The sequence below is a fragment of the Variovorax paradoxus genome, assembly GCA_016806145.1.
In the GTDB taxonomy this organism is placed as follows: Bacteria; Pseudomonadota; Gammaproteobacteria; order Burkholderiales; family Burkholderiaceae_C; genus Variovorax.
In genome coordinates, this window is record CP063166.1 from 6,372,312 (window position 1) to 6,389,292 (window position 16,981).

The 16,981-nt window shown below is 68.0% G+C and carries 24 protein-coding genes; 6 read left to right on the forward strand and 18 right to left on the reverse strand.

Annotation, left to right across the window (positions count from 1 at the left end; genetic code table 11):
• Positions 1-40: 40 nt before the first annotated feature.
• Genes secY through rplN form a run of 11 tightly spaced genes read right to left on the reverse strand, consistent with a single transcriptional unit; the run spans position 41 to position 5,522 of the window.
• A complete protein-coding gene (gene secY, locus INQ48_29805; protein QRF57437.1) occupies positions 41-1,354 on the reverse strand; it encodes a preprotein translocase subunit SecY in 1,314 nt (437 codons plus the stop codon).
• 32 nt (positions 1,355-1,386) lie between these two features.
• Positions 1,387-1,818, reverse strand: coding sequence for a 50S ribosomal protein L15 (gene rplO / locus INQ48_29810; protein ID QRF57438.1), 432 nt, complete (start codon positions 1,816-1,818; stop codon positions 1,387-1,389).
• An 11-nt stretch (positions 1,819-1,829) separates the two neighbouring features.
• Positions 1,830-2,015 carry a 50S ribosomal protein L30 gene (rpmD, locus tag INQ48_29815; protein ID QRF57439.1) on the reverse strand — a complete coding sequence of 62 codons (186 nt, stop codon included), beginning with the start codon at positions 2,013-2,015 and terminating at the stop codon, positions 1,830-1,832.
• A 35-nt stretch (positions 2,016-2,050) separates the two neighbouring features.
• Positions 2,051-2,569, reverse strand: a complete 519-nt coding sequence (rpsE, locus tag INQ48_29820; protein ID QRF57440.1) for a 30S ribosomal protein S5 — start codon at positions 2,567-2,569, stop codon at positions 2,051-2,053.
• An 18-nt stretch (positions 2,570-2,587) separates the two neighbouring features.
• Positions 2,588-2,953 carry a 50S ribosomal protein L18 gene (rplR, locus tag INQ48_29825; protein ID QRF60952.1) on the reverse strand — a complete coding sequence of 122 codons (366 nt, stop codon included), beginning with the start codon at positions 2,951-2,953 and terminating at the stop codon, positions 2,588-2,590.
• 14 nt (positions 2,954-2,967) lie between these two features.
• Positions 2,968-3,501, reverse strand: a complete 534-nt coding sequence (rplF, locus tag INQ48_29830; protein QRF57441.1) for a 50S ribosomal protein L6 — start codon at positions 3,499-3,501, stop codon at positions 2,968-2,970.
• A gap of 25 nt (positions 3,502-3,526) precedes the next feature.
• Positions 3,527-3,922, reverse strand: a complete 396-nt coding sequence (gene rpsH / locus INQ48_29835) for a 30S ribosomal protein S8 (protein QRF57442.1) — start codon at positions 3,920-3,922, stop codon at positions 3,527-3,529.
• 20 nt (positions 3,923-3,942) lie between these two features.
• Entirely contained in the window at positions 3,943-4,248 is a 306-nt protein-coding gene (gene rpsN, locus INQ48_29840; GenBank protein ID QRF57443.1) for a 30S ribosomal protein S14, read from the reverse strand.
• Between the two features lie 8 nt (positions 4,249-4,256).
• Complete coding sequence (gene rplE / locus INQ48_29845; protein ID QRF57444.1) at positions 4,257-4,796, reverse strand: 50S ribosomal protein L5; 540 nt, start codon at positions 4,794-4,796, stop codon at positions 4,257-4,259.
• A gap of 11 nt (positions 4,797-4,807) precedes the next feature.
• Positions 4,808-5,140, reverse strand: a complete 333-nt coding sequence (gene rplX, locus INQ48_29850) for a 50S ribosomal protein L24 (GenBank protein ID QRF57445.1) — start codon at positions 5,138-5,140, stop codon at positions 4,808-4,810.
• 13 nt (positions 5,141-5,153) lie between these two features.
• The gene (gene rplN / locus INQ48_29855; GenBank protein QRF60953.1) at positions 5,154-5,522 is read right to left on the reverse strand and encodes a 50S ribosomal protein L14; all 369 of its coding nucleotides are present in this window, start codon (positions 5,520-5,522) and stop codon (positions 5,154-5,156) included.
• Positions 5,523-5,794: 272 nt separating this feature from the next.
• Here rplN and INQ48_29860 point away from each other — a divergent pair, with 272 nt between their 5' ends.
• Positions 5,795-6,940 carry an esterase-like activity of phytase family protein gene (locus tag INQ48_29860; GenBank protein ID QRF60954.1) on the forward strand — a complete coding sequence of 382 codons (1,146 nt, stop codon included), beginning with the start codon at positions 5,795-5,797 and terminating at the stop codon, positions 6,938-6,940.
• A complete protein-coding gene (locus INQ48_29865; protein QRF57446.1) occupies positions 6,937-7,794 on the forward strand; it encodes a pyrroline-5-carboxylate reductase in 858 nt (285 codons plus the stop codon). Before INQ48_29860 ends, INQ48_29865 begins: the two co-directional genes overlap by 4 nt.
• A gap of 6 nt (positions 7,795-7,800) precedes the next feature.
• On the opposite strand, the gene INQ48_29870 is transcribed toward INQ48_29865, so the two are convergent.
• The 6 genes from INQ48_29870 to INQ48_29895 form a co-directional block, all read right to left on the reverse strand.
• Positions 7,801-8,316: a MaoC family dehydratase N-terminal domain-containing protein gene (locus INQ48_29870; GenBank protein QRF57447.1), complete on the reverse strand. Its 516-nt coding sequence runs from the start codon at positions 8,314-8,316 to the stop codon at positions 7,801-7,803.
• Positions 8,317-8,345: 29 nt separating this feature from the next.
• Positions 8,346-9,185 carry a 4-hydroxybenzoate octaprenyltransferase gene (ubiA, locus tag INQ48_29875; GenBank protein ID QRF57448.1) on the reverse strand — a complete coding sequence of 280 codons (840 nt, stop codon included), beginning with the start codon at positions 9,183-9,185 and terminating at the stop codon, positions 8,346-8,348.
• Positions 9,186-9,241: 56 nt separating this feature from the next.
• A complete protein-coding gene (locus INQ48_29880; protein QRF60955.1) occupies positions 9,242-9,748 on the reverse strand; it encodes a DNA starvation/stationary phase protection protein in 507 nt (168 codons plus the stop codon).
• Between the two features lie 221 nt (positions 9,749-9,969).
• Positions 9,970-10,935, reverse strand: coding sequence for a LysR family transcriptional regulator (locus INQ48_29885; GenBank protein ID QRF57449.1), 966 nt, complete (start codon positions 10,933-10,935; stop codon positions 9,970-9,972).
• Positions 10,936-11,009: 74 nt separating this feature from the next.
• A complete protein-coding gene (locus INQ48_29890; protein ID QRF57450.1) occupies positions 11,010-11,405 on the reverse strand; it encodes a tautomerase in 396 nt (131 codons plus the stop codon).
• A 231-nt stretch (positions 11,406-11,636) separates the two neighbouring features.
• The gene (locus tag INQ48_29895) at positions 11,637-12,554 is read right to left on the reverse strand and encodes a LysR family transcriptional regulator (protein ID QRF57451.1); all 918 of its coding nucleotides are present in this window, start codon (positions 12,552-12,554) and stop codon (positions 11,637-11,639) included.
• 85 nt (positions 12,555-12,639) lie between these two features.
• Between INQ48_29895 and INQ48_29900 the strand changes: the two genes are divergently transcribed.
• The 3 genes from INQ48_29900 (at position 12,640) to INQ48_29910 (ending at position 15,406) form a co-directional block, all read left to right on the forward strand.
• The gene (locus INQ48_29900) at positions 12,640-13,707 is read left to right on the forward strand and encodes an aminotransferase class I/II-fold pyridoxal phosphate-dependent enzyme (protein QRF57452.1); all 1,068 of its coding nucleotides are present in this window, start codon (positions 12,640-12,642) and stop codon (positions 13,705-13,707) included.
• A gap of 25 nt (positions 13,708-13,732) precedes the next feature.
• A complete protein-coding gene (locus INQ48_29905) occupies positions 13,733-14,713 on the forward strand; it encodes a tripartite tricarboxylate transporter substrate binding protein (protein ID QRF57453.1) in 981 nt (326 codons plus the stop codon).
• Positions 14,714-14,848: 135 nt separating this feature from the next.
• A complete protein-coding gene (locus INQ48_29910) occupies positions 14,849-15,406 on the forward strand; it encodes a thioredoxin family protein (protein QRF57454.1) in 558 nt (185 codons plus the stop codon).
• Positions 15,407-15,532: 126 nt separating this feature from the next.
• Here the strand turns inward: INQ48_29910 and INQ48_29915 are convergent, their stop codons facing one another.
• The gene (locus INQ48_29915; protein ID QRF57455.1) at positions 15,533-16,273 is read right to left on the reverse strand and encodes a response regulator; all 741 of its coding nucleotides are present in this window, start codon (positions 16,271-16,273) and stop codon (positions 15,533-15,535) included.
• A 266-nt stretch (positions 16,274-16,539) separates the two neighbouring features.
• Between INQ48_29915 and INQ48_29920 the strand changes: the two genes are divergently transcribed.
• Positions 16,540-16,959 carry an organic hydroperoxide resistance protein gene (locus tag INQ48_29920; GenBank protein ID QRF57456.1) on the forward strand — a complete coding sequence of 140 codons (420 nt, stop codon included), beginning with the start codon at positions 16,540-16,542 and terminating at the stop codon, positions 16,957-16,959.
• The last annotated feature ends 22 nt before the right edge of the window (positions 16,960-16,981 follow it).

A 16,981-nucleotide genomic window follows, 5' to 3' on the forward strand; every position in this document is an offset into this window, starting at 1 on the left:
AAATCTCTGTTCAACCGGCGGGGGGACGGTGCCCTGTGCCTTACGAAGTCTTGAAATTGGCCTTCTTCAGCAGCGACTCGTACTGCTGGGACATCATGTAGTTCTGCACCTGGGCCATGAAGTCCATCGTGACGACCACGATGATCAACAGGGAGGTACCACCGAAGTAGAACGGGACGTTGTACTTCAGGATCAGGAACTCGGGCAGCAGACAGACGAAGGTGATGTACACCGCGCCGGCCAACGTCAGGCGAACCAGGATCTTGTCGATGTAGCGTGCCGTCTGGTCACCCGGGCGGATGCCCGGAATGAACGCACCGCTCTTCTTCAGGTTGTCGGCGGTCTCGCGGCTGTTGAACACGAGGGCCGTATAGAAGAAGCAGAAGAACACGATCGCGGCGGCATACAGCAGCACGTAGATCGGCTCGCCCGGGCGCAGAGCGCTCGCCACGTCCTTGATCCAGCGGAACCCGCCTTCGCCGGTGCTGAACCAGCCCACCACCGTTGCCGGCAGCAGAATGATCGAGGACGCGAAGATCGGCGGAATCACACCGGCCATGTTCAGCTTCAGCGGCAGGTGCGACGACTGGCCGCCATACACCTTGTTGCCGACCTGGCGCCGCGCATAGTTCACGAGGATCTTGCGTTGGCCGCGTTCGACGAACACCACGAAGTAGGTGACCAGCACCACCACCGCGACGATGAACAGCGCGATGATCACGTTCATGGCGCCGGTACGCACCAGCTCCAGCAGACCGCCGATGGCGTTCGGCAGACCGGCGGCGATACCCGCGAAGATCAGGATCGAGATGCCGTTGCCCAGGCCGCGTTCGGTGATCTGCTCGCCGAGCCACATCAGGAACATCGAACCTGCCGTCAGGCTCACCATGGCGGTGATGCGGAAGCCGAAGCCGGGCGAGATCACCAGGCCGGCCGACGACTCGAGCGCCACCGCGATGCTGAACGACTGGAACAGCGCCAGACCCAGTGCACCGTAACGGGTGTACTGCGTGATCTTGCGACGGCCCGCCTCGCCTTCCTTCTTCAATTGCTCGAAGCTCGGAAGCACGTAGGTCATCAGCTGCATGATGATCGACGCCGAGATGTACGGCATGATCCCCAGCGCAAACACCGTGAAACGCGACAGCGCGCCACCCGAGAACATGTTGAACAGGCTCAGGATGCCGCCCTGCTGCCCCTGGAACAACGCCGCGAGCTGGTCGGGGTTGATGCCGGGCACGGGAATGTGCGCGCCGATCCGGTAGACCACGAGCGCGAGCAGCAAGAAGACCAGCCGGCGACGCAGGTCGCCGAACTTGCCCGTCTTTGCGATCGTTGCCGCGTTAGTTGCCACGAGGAGCTTCTTTCAGTCCGAAGGTCTGTCGATCAGGCGACGCTGCCGCCGGCCGCTTCGATCGCGGCCTTGGCACCAGCGGTGGCGCCGACGCCCGTCAGCTTGACGGCCTTGGTGAGTTCGCCGGTCTTGATGATCTTCACCACCTTGGCGAGCTGGCCCACGAGGCCGGCTTGCTTCAGGGCGAGCACATCGACTTCGGCCAGGCCGAGCTGCTCGAGAGCAGCCAGCGTGACTTCGGCGTTGAACTTGAGCGTCTGCGACTTGAAGCCACGCTTCGGCAGGCGACGCTGCAGCGGCATTTGACCGCCTTCGAAGCCGACCTTGTGGAAACCGCCTGCGCGCGACTTCTGGCCCTTGTGACCGCGACCCGCGGTCTTGCCGATGCCGGAGCCGATACCGCGGCCAACGCGGCGCTTGGCGTGCTTGGCGCCATCCGCCGGCTTGATGCCATTGAGTTCCATATCAGTCTCTCTTACAGAACTTTGACCAGATAACTGATCTTGTTGATCATGCCGCGCACCGCGGGGGTGTCCTGCAGTTCGCTCACGCTGTTGAGCTTGCGCAGGCCCAGGCCACGAACGGTGGCACGGTGCGATTCCTTGGTGCCGATCGGGCTCTTGACCAATTGCACCTTCAGGGTTTGTTGTTGCGTCGTCATTTGAATGCTTCCTTCAGCCTTGCAAGAGCTCGCGCTCAGGCGAAGATTTCTTCGACGGTGAGGCCACGCTTGGCAGCCACTGCGGACGCGGTCGTCGAGTTCTTCAACCCGTCGAGCGTGGCGCGAACCATGTTGTAGGGGTTCGACGAACCATGGCTCTTGGCCACGATGTCGGTGATGCCCATGACTTCGAACACGGCGCGCATCGGGCCGCCGGCGATGATGCCGGTACCCTTGGGGGCCGGGTACATCACGACGGTGGAGGCACCGTGGTGGCCTTGCACCTGATGGTGCAGCGTGCCGTTCTTGATCGGAGCCTTGAACAGGTTGCGACGGGCTTCTTCCATCGCCTTCTGCACGGCAGCGGGCACTTCCTTCGACTTGCCCTTGCCCATGCCGACGCGGCCATCGCCGTCACCGACCACGGTGAGTGCTGCGAAACCGAGGATACGACCACCCTTCACCACCTTGGTGACGCGGTTGATCGCGATCATCTTCTCGCGCAGACCGTCCTCGGGGCCTTCGTTCTGCGTTCTTGCCTGAATCTTTGCCATTTTGAATCTCGTGTCCGGTTAGAACTGCAGGCCGGCTTCGCGGGCGGCATCGGCCAGCGCCTTGACGCGGCCGTGGTACGCGAAACCTGCGCGGTCGAAGGCAACCTTCTCGACGCCGGCGGCCTTCGCCTTTTCGGCGATGCGCTTGCCGATGGCGGTGGCTGCAGCGGTGTTGCCACCCTTGCCCGAGCCGCCGAGCGCGGTACGCACTTCGGCTTCGGCGGTGGAGGCCGTGGCCAGCACCTTCGAGCCGTCGCCGGAGATGACGGTCGCGTAGATGTGCAGGTTGGTGCGGTTCACCGTGAGGCGAGCCACGCCCTGCGTCGCGATGCGGATGCGGGTCTGGCGCGAACGGCGGAGACGCTGTGCTTTTTTGGTCAACATCATTTTGCTGCCCCTTACTTCTTCTTGGTCTCTTTGATCACGATCTTCTCGTCCGCATAACGGATACCCTTGCCCTTGTAGGGCTCGGGCGGACGAACGGCACGGATCTCAGCGGCCACTTGGCCGACGCGCTGGCGATCGGCACCCTTGATCACGATTTCGGTCGGGGTCGCGGTGGCCACCGTGATGCCTTGCGGCATGTCGATGTTGACCGGGTGCGAGTAACCGACTTGCAGGTTCAACTTGGCACCTTGGGCGGCGGCCTTGTAGCCCACGCCGACCAGGTTGAGCTTCTTCTCGAAGCCCTTGGTCACACCGACCACCATGTTGTTCACGAGCTGACGAATCGTGCCGCTCATCGCGTTGGCTTCACGCGAGTCGTTGGCCGGCTCGAAGCTCAGCTTGCCGTCCTTGCTGACGACGTTGACCAGTGCGTTGCGCGCGAGGCTGAGCGAACCGCCCGTGCCCTTGACGCTAATCTGGTCTTCCTTGATCTGCACATCCACGCCTTGGGGGATGGCGACCGGCGATTTTCCTACTCGGGACATTTCAGTGTTCTCCTCGATGTCTCGGTCAGGCGACGTAGCACAGCACTTCGCCACCGACACCGGAGGCGCGTGCCTTGCGGTCGGTCATCACGCCCTGGGGGGTCGTGACGATCGCAACGCCGAGGCCGTTCTGGACTTGCGGAATGGCAGTGCTGGACTTGTAGACGCGCAGGCCGGGGCGGCTCACGCGCTCGATGCGCTCGATGACCGGGCGACCAGCGTAGTACTTCAGCGAAATTTCGAGTTCGCTCTTGCCGGCTTCGGTCTTGACCTGGAAGCCGTCGATGTAGCCCTCGTCCTTCAGGACTTGTGCGATCGCGATCTTCACCTTGGAAGACGGGACCGACACGGTGGGCTTCGCCACCATCTGCGCGTTGCGGATACGCGTCAGCAGGTCGGCAATGGGATCACTCATGCTCATGTTGTTTGCTCCTGCCTGGCTTACCAGCTGGCCTTGATGACACCGGGGATGTCACCGTTGAAGGCCAGTTCGCGGATCTTGGCGCGGGCCAGACCGAATTGACGGAAGGTGCCGCGCGGACGACCGGTGATTTCGCAACGGTTGCGTTGACGCGTGGGGTTCGCGTTGCGCGGGAGCTTTTGCAGTGCCAGGCGGGCGGCTGCGCGCTCTTCTTCGGTCTTCTTGAGGTCGTTCGAGGCGGCCTTCAGTTCGGCGTGCTTGGCGGCGAACTTGGCAACCAGCTTGTCGCGCTTGAGTTCGCGCTGGATCAAAGATGCTTTAGCCACGGATCACCTCAGTTCTTGAACGGGAAACGGAAGCCGGCGAGCAGCGCCTTGGCTTCTTCATCGGTCTTGGCCGTCGTCGTGATGCTGATGTTCAGACCACGCAGGGCGTCGACCTTGTCGTACTCGATCTCGGGGAAGATGATCTGCTCTTTCACGCCGATGTTGTAGTTGCCGCGACCGTCGAAGGCACGACCCGAGATACCGCGGAAGTCGCGAACGCGGGGCAGAGCCACCGTCACGAAGCGGTCCAGGAATTCGTACATCTGGACGCCGCGCAGCGTGACCATGCAGCCGATGGGTTGGTTCTCGCGGATCTTGAAACCGGCGATGGCCTTCTTCGACTTGGTGACCACGGGCTTCTGGCCGGCAATCTTGGTCAGGTCGGCGACGGCGTTGTCGAGGACCTTCTTGTCGGCGACGGCTTCACCCACGCCCATGTTGAGCGTGATCTTGGTGAGGCGCGGGACCTGCATCGGCGAGACATAACCGAACTTCTCGGTCAGGTCCTTGGCGATCTTTTCGCGATAGTGTTGTTGGAGACGTGCCATCTGAGTACCTCTTAGGCGATCTTGATTTCTTCGCCGCTGGACTTGAAGACACGCACTGCGACGCGCTTGCCTTCGGCATCCTGGCTCACCTTGATGCCCACGCGATCGGCCTTGCCGGTCGCGGCATTGAAGATCGCCACGTTGGATTGGTGAATCGGCATGGCCTTCTCGACGATGCCACCGGTCGTACCCTTGAGCGGGTTCGGCTTGGTGTGCTTCTTGACGAGGTTGATGCCTTCGACGAGCACGTGCGAGTCGTCCTTGCGCAGCGTGACGACGCCACGCTTGCCCTTGTCGCGGCCGGCCAACACGATGACCTGGTCGCCTTTGCGAATCTTGTTCATGGCGTTGTTGTCCTTAGAGAACTTCGGGTGCCAGCGACACGATCTTCATGAACTTCTCGGTGCGCAGTTCGCGCGTCACCGGTCCGAAGATGCGGGTGCCGATCGGCTCCAGCTTGGCGTTGAGCAGCACGGCGGCATTGCCGTCGAACTTGACGAGCGAGCCGTCGGCGCGACGGATGCCCTTGGCGGTGCGCACGACCACAGCGCTGTAGATCTCGCCCTTCTTGACGCGACCACGCGGAGCGGCTTCCTTGATGCTGACCTTGATGACGTCGCCCACGCTGGCATAACGCCGCTTGGAGCCACCGAGCACCTTGATACACAGGACGGACTTCGCGCCTGTGTTGTCGGCCACTTCGAGCCGGGATTCAGTTTGGATCATTTCTTGATATTCCCAACTTGTACCAATGCGCGGCCCGGAGGGATTCGCGTGTCTCGCATCGGTCAGTCTTGGGCCCGCCGTCCGCGCTTCGAACCACTCGAAGCGCTTCCCGTTTGGGCTGAAATCTTCGCCTTTTTGAAGCGAAGCCCGCGATTGTGGCATCCGCCTGCTTCGATGTCAACTGCCTTCTTTGCGCCACCCGCCAAGACACTAGACTCTGGCCCGTGCGCCCTCCCGCCCCTCCTCCCTCGTTCTCGACCACCCGCCGCCTCGTGCTGGGCGGCCTCGCGGGGGCCGCTGGCGCCCTGGCGCTGGGCGTCGCCGGCTGCGGCGCCCCGGCGGCCGCGCCCGGTTCGCCGGCGTCCGGCCGGCTGCGTCGCCTCGCGGAAGCACGCTGGCCGCACCGGTTCTCCATCGGCGGCACGCCGGCGGGCGGACTCTCGGGCATCGACTTCGACGCCCGCGCGGGTGAGTACCTGCTCCTGAGCGACGACCGGTCGGACCTGGCGCCCGTGCGCTTCTATAGGGCGCGCTGGCCCGCGCCCTGGAACGCCGCGCCCGAACCCACCGGTGTCGTCGAACTGCAACGCCCGGGCGGCGGCCCCTGGCCTTCGCGCCGCCAGGCCATTGCCGGCCTGCCGGTGCCCGACCCCGAATCGCTGCGCCTGCGCCCCGACACCGGCACCCTGCTGTGGAGCAGCGAGGGCGACCTCGCGCGCGGCTTCGGCCCCGCGCTCTACGAATCGGCGCGCGACGGCCGCTTCCTGCGCGAATTCGCGCTGCCCGCGATGTTCCAGCCCGATCCGGCCCAGCGCCGCGGCCCGCGCGACAACCTCGCCTTCGAGGGCCTCGCGCTGGTGCCCGACGGCCGCACGGCCTGGCTGGCGATGGAGAACGCGCTGATCCAGGACGGTCCCGTGCCCACGGTCGACGCCGCCGGCGGCCCCTGCCGCTTCACGCGCATCGACCTGGCCAGCGGCCGCGCGACCGGCCAGATCGCCTATGTGCCCGACGCGATTCCGCTGCGCCCCCTGGTGCCGGGCACCTATGCCGACAACGGCGTGAGCGAGGTGCTGATGATCGACGCGCACCGCATGCTGGTGCTCGAGCGCGCCTACGCCGCCGGCACCGGGAATTCGCTGCGCCTCTATGAGATAGACACCCGCGGCGGCAGCGACGTGCTGGGCCTGGAGGCGCTGGCCCCTGGCAACCACCGGCCGGTCGCCAAGACCCTGGTCGCCGATTTCTCCCGGCTCGGGCCCGGCAACGGCCTCTCGCGCCTCGACAACAGCGAGGGCATGTGCTGGGGACCGCCGCTGCCCGGTGGCGGGCGGACGCTGATGATCGTCAGCGACGACAATTTCAACCCGCTGCAGATCACGCAGTTCGCCGCCTTCGAATTCCTCGACCGACCATGACCATCGCCGCCACCTTCCTGCCCCGCAACGCCCCCGCGCCGCTGCCGCCCATCGCCTTCATCGGCGGCGGCAACATGGCCAGCGCCATCATCGGCGGGCTGATCCAGCAAGGCACGCCGGCCACCTCCTTCGAGGTGGTCGAGCCCTTCGAGGAGGCGCGCGCCAGGCTGTCCAACACCTTCGGCATCGCGGCCCAGCCGGAGGCCGGCGCGGCGCTGTCGCGCTGCGCGGTGGTGGTCTGGGCGGTCAAGCCCCAGACCTTCGCCGAGGCCACGCGCCCGGTGCGCCCGTTCGCCGAAAACGCCCTGCACCTGAGCGTGGCCGCGGGCATCCCGTCCGACAGCATCGCCCGCTGGCTGGCCACCGAACGCGTGGTGCGGGCCATGCCGAACACGCCGGCGCTGGTCGGCCAGGGCATGACGGGCCTGTTCGCGCGCGCCGGTGCCGACGGCGCCGACCGCGCGCTGGTCGGCCAGCTGCTGACGCCCACCGGCGAGCTGATCTGGGTCGACGAGGAACCGGCGCTCGACGCGGTGACCGCGATGTCGGGCTCGGGCCCGGCCTACGTGTTCTATTTCATCGAGGCCATGACCGAGGCCGGCATCGAGATGAACCTCACGCCCGACCAGGCGCAGCGCCTGGCGATCGGCACCTTCACCGGCGCCTCGGCGCTGGCCGACAGCGCGCACGAACCGCCCGCGGTGCTGCGCGAGCGCGTGACCTCCAAGGGCGGCACCACCTACGCGGCGATCAGCGCGCTGCAGCAGGCCGACGTCAAGGGACAGTTCAAGACCGCGATCCGTGCGGCGCAGAAGCGCGCGGCCGAGCTCGGCGAGGAATTCGGCCGCGGCTGAGGGCCCTCAGGCCGGCGGCGCGTCGAAGGTGCCCGCCAGCGCGCGCGGGCCGAGGAAGAACAGCCAGTCGGCCGCCAGCGTGACGGTGCCGTCCTCCAGCTCGAGCTGCAGCGCTTCCTTCAGCAGGAAGCTGTCGCCGGGCTTGGGCGTGACCTCCGCGATGCGCACGCGCGCCCGGAAGCGCGCGCCCACCGGCATCGGCCGCACGAAGCGCAGGCGGTCGAAGCCGTAGTTCAGCGCATGGTTGGTGTCGAAGGGCAGCAGGCTGCGCATCGCCTCGCCGCTGAGCTTGATCAGGTGCGAGACCTGGAAGAAGCCCTGCACGATGGCACCGCCGTAGCCGGCCTCGCGCGCGGCGCGCTCCGGATCGAGATGGATCCATTCGCCCTCGCCGTCTCCCGACAGCTCGGCGTAGCGCGCCACCATGTCCTGGGTGATGCGGTGCCATTCCGAATGGGCCTCGCGGCCGATCCGGGCGCGCAGATTCTCCAGCGTGGCCTCGGCGTCGGGCGTGGGCTGCATTCGGTCTCGTTTCCGTTGCCGGCCGTGGATCAGCGCAGGCCGTAGCCGGCCACCACGCCGGCGAAGACCGCGAAGCCCAGCCAGTGGTTAAGCCGGAAGGCCTGGAAGCAGCCTTCGCGCGTGCGATCGCGGATCAGCCGCCAGTGCCAGGCCGCTTGCCCCGCCGCGATCGCGATCGCGAGGTAGAACGCGATGCCGAGCCCGCGGCTCGCGCCGGCCCAGGTCCACACGGCGAGGAAGACCGCATAGCTCGCCATTACCGCCGCCACGTCGAAGCGGCCGAAGGTGATGGCCGAGGTCTTCATGCCGATCTTGAGGTCGTCGTCGCGGTCGACCATCGCGTACTCGGTGTCGTAGGCCAGCACCCAGAACAGGTTGCCCGCCAGCAGCCACCACGCGAAGGCCGGCACGGTGGCCTGCACGGCCGCGAAGGCCATCGGAATGCCGAAGCTGAACGCGATGCCGAGCACCGCCTGCGGGATCGACACGAAGCGCTTCGCATAGGGGTAGACCAGCGTGACCGCGAGCGCGGCGAACGACCAGTACACCGTGACCCGGTTGGTCGTGAGCACCAGCCCGAAGGCCACCAGCGCGAGCACCGCGCCGAACAGCAGCGCCTCGCGCACCGAAATCTCGCCGCTGGTCACGGGCCGCTGCGCGGTGCGCTTCACGTGGCGGTCGAAGTCGCGGTCGGCCACGTCGTTGATGCAGCAGCCCGCGCTGCGCATCAGGATCGTGCCGAGCACGAACACCGCGACCAGGTGCCAGCCCGGCCAGCCGTCGGCCGCGAACCAGAGCGCGCCGAGGCTGGGCCACAGCAGCAGCAGCCAGCCCGCGGGACGGTTCCAGCGGATCAGGTCGAGGTACACGGCAAAACGCCCGCGGCGTGACGCGGGCGTGAGGCCGTGGGGGGCGGGATGGGAGGTCAATCCTCGAGCAGCGAACGCAGCATCCAGGCGGTCTGGTCATGCACCGTGCAGCGCGCAGTCAGCATGTCGGCCGTCGGATCGTCGCCGGCTTCCTCGGCCACGGGGATGAATTCGCGCGCGATGCGCGACACGGTCTCGTGGCCCTTCACCAGGATGCGCACCATCTCCATCGCCTTGGGCGGGTCCTGCGGCACGTCGGGCACGGTGGCGATCTTGCTGAACTCGGCGTACGAGCCCGGCGCGTAGTGGCCCAGCGCGCGGATGCGCTCGGCGATCACGTCGGTCGAGTTCCACAGCTCGGTGTACTGCGCCATGAACATCGCGTGCAGCGAGTTGAAGTGCGGACCCGTCACGTTCCAGTGGAAGTTGTGCGTGGTGAGGTAGAGCGTGTAGGTGTCGGCGAGCACGCGGCTCAGGCCTTCGGCGATGGCCGCGCGGTCCTGGCGCTCGATGCCGATGTTGATGATCGGCGCATTGCGGCTGCCGGACTCCTGCGCAACCACGGTGCCGCCCTTCTTGGGCACCTTGCCGGCGGAGGAAGCGGGAGAGGGCTTGGTTTTCTTGGGAGCTTTGGCCATGGCAAAAGATCTTTCTTCAAGTTGGGAGTGACACCGGAATTCTCGAAGCCGGCGCGCGGCTTCGCAACAGCGTCACTCTATCGCAGCGTTCGATATTCCAGGCTTGCGGCGGCGTAGGCCGAGGTCGCGAATTCGCCTGCCCTGGCTCAGGAGAGCCGCTTCACGCCCGGCAGCTCGCAGGCATAGATCGCATTGCGCAGCGCCGCGATGGCCTCGTAGCGCGTGAAGGTGCGCCGCCATGCGAGCACCACGCGGCGCGTGGGCGGATCGCGGTCCTGCGCATCGCGCACCGGCAGGTAGCGCACCATCTGCTCCGATTCCTTGCGGCCCTTGCCCCGGGGCTTGAGCGCCTCGGCCGGCACCGACAGCCGCGGCACCAGCGTCACGCCCATGCCCGAGGCCACCATGTGCTTGATGGTCTCGAGCGACGAGCCCTCGAAGCTCTTGCGGATGCCCTCGGCATTGCTCGAGAAGCGTGCGAACTCGGGGCAGACCTCGAGCACGTGGTCGCGAAAGCAGTGGCCCGTGCCCAGCAGCAGCATGGTCTCGCTCTGCAGCTCTTCGGAGGTGATCGATTCGCGGTCGGCGAACTTGTGCTTGACCGGCAGCGCCGCCACGAAGGGCTCGTCGTACAGCGGCGCCATCGCGAGGCCGGTATCGGGAAAGGGCTCGGCCATGATCGCGCAGTCGATCTCGCCGGCGCGCAGCATCTCGAGCAGCTTGACGGTGAAGTTCTCCTGCAGCACCAGCGGCATCTGCGGCGTGCGCGCGATCACCTGGCGCACGAGGTCGGGCAGCAGGTAGGGCCCGATGGTGTAGATCACGCCGAGGTTCAGCGGCCCGGCCAGCGGGTCCTTGCCGCGCTTGGCGATCTCCTTGATGCTGGCCGCCTGGTCGAGCACGCTCTGGGCCTGCTGCACGATCTGCTCGCCGAGCGGCGTGACCGTGACTTCGCCGGCGCTGCGCTCGAAGAGCTTGACTTCGAGTTCGTCCTCGAGCTTCTTGATGGCCACCGAGAGCGTGGGCTGGGACACGTAGCAGGCTTCGGCCGCCTTGCCGAAATGGCGCTCCCTGGCCACGGCAACGATGTATTTGAGTTCGGTGAGGGTCATAGCTTGCGTCAATTATGCGCAAGGCACCGTGACCGCTCGCCGCCAGGGGTCGGGCGCCACCGAAGCGGCACGCGTCAGGACTCGCCGGGCGTCCAGTCCGGGCTGTAGCCGCCGAGCGTGGGGTGGTACATCTCGTCGCCCGTGTGCTGGGTGAACTCGACGTTGAGCCGATCCTCGCGCAGGCCCAGCAGCTCGATGCAGTGGGCGCACAGCGCCTTGGCGAGCGCCATGCGCAGCTCGGGCGGCCGGCCGTGGCGGATGTCCAGCATCATCAGCGCGACCGGCACCGGCGGGCCCTCCGGATCGGGAATGCGCCAGAGCCCGCCCTCGCCGAGCTCGCGCACCGCGACGCTGATGCGGCGGATGTCCACCGACATCATCTCGGCGTAGGTGCGGCTCATGCGTTCGGCCAGGCGCTGCTTGAGCTCGCTCGGGTAGTTGTCGTTGACGTCCAGCTGGAGGTACGGCATGCGGGGCTCCTGAAAAGAAGAAGAAAGGAGGACTCAGCGCGCCAGACCATAGCGCGCGGCCGGGATGGTGCTGGCCGATTCCTTCTGCGGGGCCCGATCGAGGTGATCGCGCGCGAAACCGGGTTCGGCGACCGCGAGCGCATGCGGCAGGCCTTCCTGCGCGCCTTCGGACAGCCGCCGCAGGCGATCCAGCGCATCTCGGCCAACGCCGAGCTGGCGCAGCCGGTGGCCTCAGCGCCGGTACGGCCGGATCACCTCGAGGTCCGACGCGATCACCGCGCGCACCTGGTCCGCGAAGGCGCTCACCAGCCGCGAATCCGGCGCATCGGGCGGCAGCAGCAGCGCGAGCCGCACCGGGATCGCGGGCACGAAGGCGCGCACCGCGAGCTCGAGGTTGCGCCGCTCCTCGAGCGCCGCCAGCGGGTTGAGCACGCTGACGCCCAGGCCCGCGGCGACCAGCGCGCAGACGGAAGCACCGAGATCCGACTCCAGCACCGTGCGCGTGCGGGCGCCCGCGGCCGCCAGCACGCGGTCGATGCGTTCGCGCGGCGCGCTGCCCAGCGGGAACGAGACGAAGGCCTCGCCCTCGAGGTCGGCGGCCGCGACCTGCTTGCGCTTCGCGAGCCGGTGCCCGATCGGCAGCACGGCCACGCAGTCCATGGTCAGCAGGGTCTGGACCTGCATGCCCGGCACGTCGTCGCCGTAGAGGATCGCCAGCCCGAGCTCGCACAGGCCCGAGCTGACCCAGGTGTTGACGGTGGCGGCCGCGCCCGAGTGGATGGTGAGCAGGGTCTCGGGATGCTCGGCCTTGAACTGCGCGACGGCCTTGCTCAGCAGCCCGCCCGCGATCCGCGGCATGGCGGCCACCGCGAGCCGGTCGCCGCCGAAGGAGCGGATGTTCGAGGCCGCGCCCTCCAGGCCCTCGAGCCCGACGAAGGCCTTCTCCACGTCCTGGAAGAAGCGCTTGCCGTCGAGCGAGGGCAGAAGGCGCGTGCCGCGGCGCTCGAACAGCAGGAAGCCGACGATGGCCTCGAGCTGCGACACCAGCCGGCTGACCTGGGGCTGCGAGGTGTGGAGCCGGCGCGCGGCCTCGGTCATCGAGCCCGTCTGCATGACGATGCGGAAGGCCTCGATGTGCTTGAGGGTCATGCGGCGGGTCGTCATATCAAAATTGTATGACGCACCCTCTACAAGGAATTTTGCGTATCCGGGCGGCGCGCGAATACTCGCCGCCATGACAGGCACCGATACGAACGCACCCTCCGATCCTCCCGGCGTGGACCTGCGCAGCGACACCGTCACGCGGCCCACGCCCGCGATGTACGAACGCATGCGCAGCGCGCCGCTGGGCGACGACGGCCTCGACGGCGACCCGACCGCGCGCGAACTCGAGGCGCTGGTGGCGCGCACGCTCGACAAGGAGGCCGGCCTCTACGTGCCCACGGCCACCATGGGCAACCTGCTGGCCGTGCTCGCGCAGACCGAGCGCCAGGGCCAGGTGCTGCTCGAGGCCACGGCCCACATGTTCCTGACCGAGCGCGGCGGCGCCACGCTCGCGGGCCTGGCCTACCTCGGCATCGCGGGCACGGCCGGCGCCATGGACCTCGACGAGCTGGAACACACGCTGCGCCGCCCCGGCGGCCTGCGCACCGAACTCGTCGGCATGGAGACCTCGCACGCGAACGCGGGCGGCGCCGTGCCGCCGCTCGAGCACATGCGCGCGGTGATGGAGGCCGCGCGGGGCGCGGGCGCGCGCGTGCACCTCGACGGCGCGCGGCTGTTCAACGCGGCGGTCGCGCTCGAGCTGGCGCCCGCCGCCATCGCGCGCTGCGCCGACAGCGTGTCCGTCTGCCTCTCGAAGGGCCTGAGCGCGCCGGCCGGCGCGGTGCTGGTCGGCACCGCCGCGACGATCGAACGCGCGCGCCGGCTGCGCAAGATGCTCGGCGGCACGCAGCGTCAGATCGGCGTGGTCGCGGCGGCCGGGCTCGAGGCCATCGAGACCATGGTCGGCCGGCTCGCCGACGACCACCGCCAGGCGCGGCGGCTGGCCGAGGGCCTGGCCGACATCCGGCCCGGCGCGCTGCGCACCAACGCGCCCGCCACCAACATCGTGCTCGCCGACCTGCCCGCGAACGGCCCCGACAGCGCGGCCTGGACCCGCGCGCTGCGCGAGCACGGCGTGCTGGTGCGCGCCTGGGGCGGCCACCGGCTGCGCCTCGTGACGCACCGCCACATCGACACCGCCGGCGTCGACACCGCCATCGCCGCCTTCCGCCGCGCCGCCGACGCCCTACTCCGCTGAGCCGCCCCCTTCCAGGAGATCCACCATGCCCACCCTGTCCCGCCGCGACTTCGTCGCCACCTCCCTCTCGGCCGCGGCCCTGTCGCTCAGCCGCCCCGCCTTCGCCAATGACTACCCGAGCCGCCCGATCCGCTTGGTCGTGCCCTATGCGCCCGGTGGCGGCTCCGACGTGGTCGGGCGTCTGGTGGCGCAGAAGCTGACCGAGTCCAGCGGCTGGAACGTCATCGTCGACAACAAGGCCGGCGCCTCCGCCATGATCGGCACCGACGCCGTGGCCAAGAGCGCGGCCGACGGCTACACGCTGCTGATCGCCGATGCCGCGCACGCCACCAACGCGGCGGTGCAGCCGCGGCTGCCCTTCGATTCGACCCGGGACTTCGCGCCGCTCACGCTGATCGGCTCCTCGCCGCAATTGCTGGTGGCGCACCCGTCGCTTCCCGCCAACTCGCTCAAGGAACTGCTGGCGCTGCCGCGCGAGCAGGTGCGCCAGTACGGCGTCGGCACGCCGGGCCAGGGCTCGGCGCCGCACCTGCTCTACGAGCTGCTCAAGCTCAAGACCGGGATGGAGCTGGTGCACGTGCCGTACAAGGGCGGCGCGCTCGCGCTGACCGACGCCATCGGCGGCCAGGTGCCGATGGTGATCAACTCGGTGCCGGCCTGCATGCCGCACATCGAGGCGAAGCGGCTCAAGGTGCTCGCCATCGCGAGCACGGCGCGCGATCCCAAGCTGCCGCAGGTGCAGACCTTCGCGGAGAGCGCGCCCGGCATCGTCGGCAGCGTCTGGTACGGCCTCATGGTGCCCGCGAAGACGCCCGCCGACGTGCAGCAGCGCCTCAATGCCGCGCTCGCCAAGGTGCTCGACCTGCCCGAGGTCAAGACCCGGCTGGCCGATGCCTTCATCGATCCGATGCCGCGCGGCAGCCAGGCCTTCGCGAAGCACCTGAACGACGAGATCGCGCGCTGGCAGGCGGTGGTGAAGCAGACGGGGTTCACGCTCAACAGCTAGCAGCGTGCAACGTACTGTGCGGCTTGCGTCCCGCGGATACACAGGCATACGCAGCACGCGCGGCAGCGGTGGCGGGCGTCGAAGAATCGCCGCATCGATTCTTCCACCGCCTCTTTCTCACCCGAAGGAACCGCCATGCGCATCCCCGCCGCACCGCTCGCCATCGCCGCCGCCATCGCCGCCTCGGTGGCTTTCGTCACCCTCGCCGCGCCACCCGGCGGCGGCGACATCCCCGCCGCGCAGGCCGCGCCCGCGCCGGCCTTCACCAACATCGACACCTGGCTCAACTCGCCGCCGCTGGACATGGCCGCGCTGCGCGGCAAGGTGGTGCTGGTCGACTTCTGGACCTACACCTGCATCAACTGCCTGAACCACCTGCCCTACGTCAAGGACTGGGACGCGAAGTACAAGGACCAGGGGCTGGTCGTGGTCGGCGTGCACACGCCCGAGTTCGCCTACGAGAAGTCGACGCAGAACGTGAAGGACGCGATCCAGCGCCTGCAGATCCGTCATGCGGTGGCGCAGGACAACGGCTATGGCACCTGGAAGGCCTTCCGCAACCAGTACTGGCCGGCCGTCTACCTGATCGACAAGCAGGGCCGCATCGTCTATTCGCACTTCGGCGAGGGCAGCTACGGAGCTACCGAGAAGAAGATCCAGGCACTGCTGGCCGAACCCGCGCCGGCGTCCTGAGATGAAGAAGCTCTGGTTCGCCCTGCTGTTCCTCGCGGGCGGCTTCGCGCACGAAGTCCGCCAGCCGACGAACTGCCAATGCATCTCGACCCGTTCGGCGACGGGTCCCTCGAAGCGAAAAGGCGCCTAGTCGCGCGCCTCGACCGCCGCGGCCAGCACGTAGCCTTCGCTGCGCACCGTCTTCAGGTAGCGCGGCTCGCGCGCATCGTCGCGCAGGCGCTGGCGCAGCCGGCTCACCAGCAGGTCGATCGAGCGCTCGAACAGCTCGGCCTCGCGGCCCTGGGTCAGGCTCAGCAGCTGGTCGCGGCTCAGCACCTTCTGCGGATGGTCGAGGAACACGCGCAGCAGCCGGTACTCGGCGCCGCTGAGCGCGACCATGGTGCCGCTCTCGTCGAGCAGGTGGCGCTCCACCGTGTCGACCTGCCATTCGCCGAACACCAGCTTGCGCGCGGCCTCGGCCGAGCCCATGTTGGGCGGCAGCATGCGGGTGCGGCGCATCACCGAGCGGATGCGCGCGAGCAGCTCGCGCGCCGAGAAGGGCTTGGCCAGGTAGTCGTCGGCGCCCATCTCCAAGCCGAGGATGCGGTCGGCCTCCTCGCTGCGCGCGGTCAGCATCAGGATCGGCGTGGCCTTGTACTTGCCGGTGCGCAGGTCGCGGCACAGGGTCAGGCCGTCCTCGCCCGGCAGCATCAGGTCGAGGATGATCAGGTCGAAGGGCCCCGAGTCCTCGAGCGCCGCGCGCATGTGGCGCCCGGTCGGCACCGCCACCACGCGCAGGCCGTTCTTCACCAGGTAGGTGCTCAGCAGTTCGCGGATCTCCCGGTCGTCGTCGACGATGAGGATGTGGTCGGAAGGCCTGGTGTTCATGGCGCGGTCTCTGGGTTGTCGTGCAGCGCAATGTAGCCGCCGGCCGGCGCGCGAGAGCGGCTTTTGTATGCCCAAGTATCCGGCGCGGCGAAGCGCCACATGCCGTTGCACTCGGGGCTGGCCGCCCCCGGGGACGTGAAACGTACTGTGTGCGTTTTTCGCGCGGATACACAGGCATACGCAAGGCGCGCCGCGGGGGTGGCCGCGGCCCAAGAATCCGTTCCGTTCGACGAACAACCCCTTCTTCATCCATCCAAGGAACCACCATGAGCCAGATCGACAAGGTCCTCTACACCGGCAAGACCCACACCACCTCCGGCGGCCGCGACGGCAGCGCGCGCAGCAGCGACGGCCGGCTCGACATCCAGCTGTCCTCGCCCGGCTCCGCCGGCCAGGGCACCAATCCCGAGCAGCTGTTCGCGGCCGGCTGGTCGGCCTGCTTCATCGGCGCGATGGGCCTGGCCGCCGTCAAACAGAAGATCGCGCTGCCGGCCGACCTGAGCGTGAACGCCGAGGTCGACCTCGGCAGCGGCACGGGCGGCTACTTCCTGCAGGCCCGGCTCGACGTGAGCATCCCGGGCCTGGACCGCGAGGTGGCCCAGGGCCTGGTCGACGCGGCGCACCAGACCTGCCCGTACTCGAAGGCCACGCGCGGCAACATCGACGTGACGCTGCGCCTGGTCTGAGCCGCAACGCGCCGGCCGATGC